Below are 1,591 nucleotides of genomic sequence, written 5' to 3'. Positions count from 1 at the left end.
GAGGCCGAGGGCTTGCAGCAACGGAAGGTAGCGGGGGTTGACGTCTCGCAGGCGCTCCAGGGCGCGGTCGAAGAGCTCCCGGTGGGTGCGGCCGACCAGAGGGCCTGGGTCGGTGATCAGGGCCGGGTTGTTCAGGAGTTCGTGGGCGGCGAGGCGGGCGTAGAGGAACTGCTGGCGTTGGCCGTCGCTGTGGGGGTGTTCGGCGACCAGGCGGTGGGTGGCGGTGGCGATGTCGGTGTCGTCGGCGTGGAGGGTGCCGCGGTTTCGGGCCGTGGTGAGTTTGGCGCGCAGGTATCCGGCGAGGGCTTCGGTGTCGTGGTCGACCTCGACCACTTCCAGGGCGGTGGCCGGGTGAGTTGGTGCGGGGGTGGCCGCGGTGGTGCGGGGGCGGAGGGCGTCGAGGAGGTCGGTGTCGGCGGGGGCGGGGTGGTCGGGGCCCTCGCGTGTGGAGCGGCGGGTGCCGATGATCAGGCGCACGGTGGGCAGGGCGGCGAGGGGGCGCAGGATCTGGTCGGCGATGAGCAGGGGTTGGTCGGCTTCGTCGAGGGCGTCGAAGAGCAGGGTGAACGGGGTGTGGCGGGTGGCGAGTTCGGTGGTCAGGCGGTGGGTGAGGTCGGTGGTGGCGGGTCCGGTGGCGGCTTCGTGGGCGAGGGTGGTGAGGCCGGCTGCGTCGGCGATGAGTTCGACGGTGCGGTGGAGGGTTTGGCCGGAGAGGTGGATGGTGAGGTCGAAGGGGTCGTCGGGGCAGGGGGTGCCGGGCGGGAGCGGGGTGAGGTGGCGGTGGCGGGTGAGGATCTCGCGTAGGCGGGGGTTGGTGTGGAGGAGGACGTGGCCCAGCAGGGCGGATTTGCCGGCGCCGGCGGGGCCGGTGACGACCAGGGCGCCGTGGCGGGCGGTGGCCAGCCAGCGCAGGATGCGCTCGCGTTGGACGGTGCGGCCGTGGAAGTACCAGGCGAGTTCGCCGAGTTCGGCGCCGGAGGCCTTGGGGACGAAGTGGCGTCGTTCGTCGGCGGGCAGGTCGTTGATGACGGCCCGCAGTTCGGCGAGCTGGTCGAGGGAGGAGCTGAACGCTGCGACGGTTTCGTGGTTGACGAGCCGGTCGCATCTGTCGTCGGCGGTGTCGGCACGGTAGCCGGCCAGGTCGCGGGCGAGTTCCTGGCCGAGTTCGGCCAGGCCGATGCTCTCGCGCTCGGGAAACGCACTGGTCAGGGCACGTTCCAGGGCGCGGGTGAAGTCGCCGAGTTCGGCGGGTCCCCTGGCGGCGGTGGACAGCAGCAGGTACCGCCCGGCGTCGCGGTGGTGCTGCAGGAGGTGCAGGTGGACGGCGTGGGCGAAGTCGCGGGAGAAGCAGGCGTCCAGGACCACGATCGCCCAGTTGTCCGCGTTGGCGGGGTGGAGCTGGCGGGCGCCGATCGCGTTGGCCACCTCGGCCGGGCCCACCCCCGACCTGATCGGGGAGGGGGTGCTGTGGTGGGCGAGGTGGTCGGCGCTGCCGTGGCCGACCCAGTACAGCACCGAGTTCCCGCGGCCGGACTCGTAGTCCGCGTCGGCCCATGCGCCGAGCCGGTCTTCGACAGCCTGCCGGTCTCGG

1 protein-coding gene is annotated in these 1,591 nt (G+C 72.6%); it reads right to left on the bottom strand.

Translation table 11 applies throughout. From position 1 onward, the window contains the following. Positions 1-1,591 (bottom strand): AAA family ATPase (locus ACZ3J7_RS41030; protein ID WP_465628505.1); only part of this gene is annotated, 1,591 nt, incomplete at both ends.

This window comes from Kitasatospora sp. NPDC015121, assembly GCF_055562955.1.
Note: the sequence above shows the minus strand (reverse complement) of the source record. Positions and strands in the feature narration are given on the sequence as shown.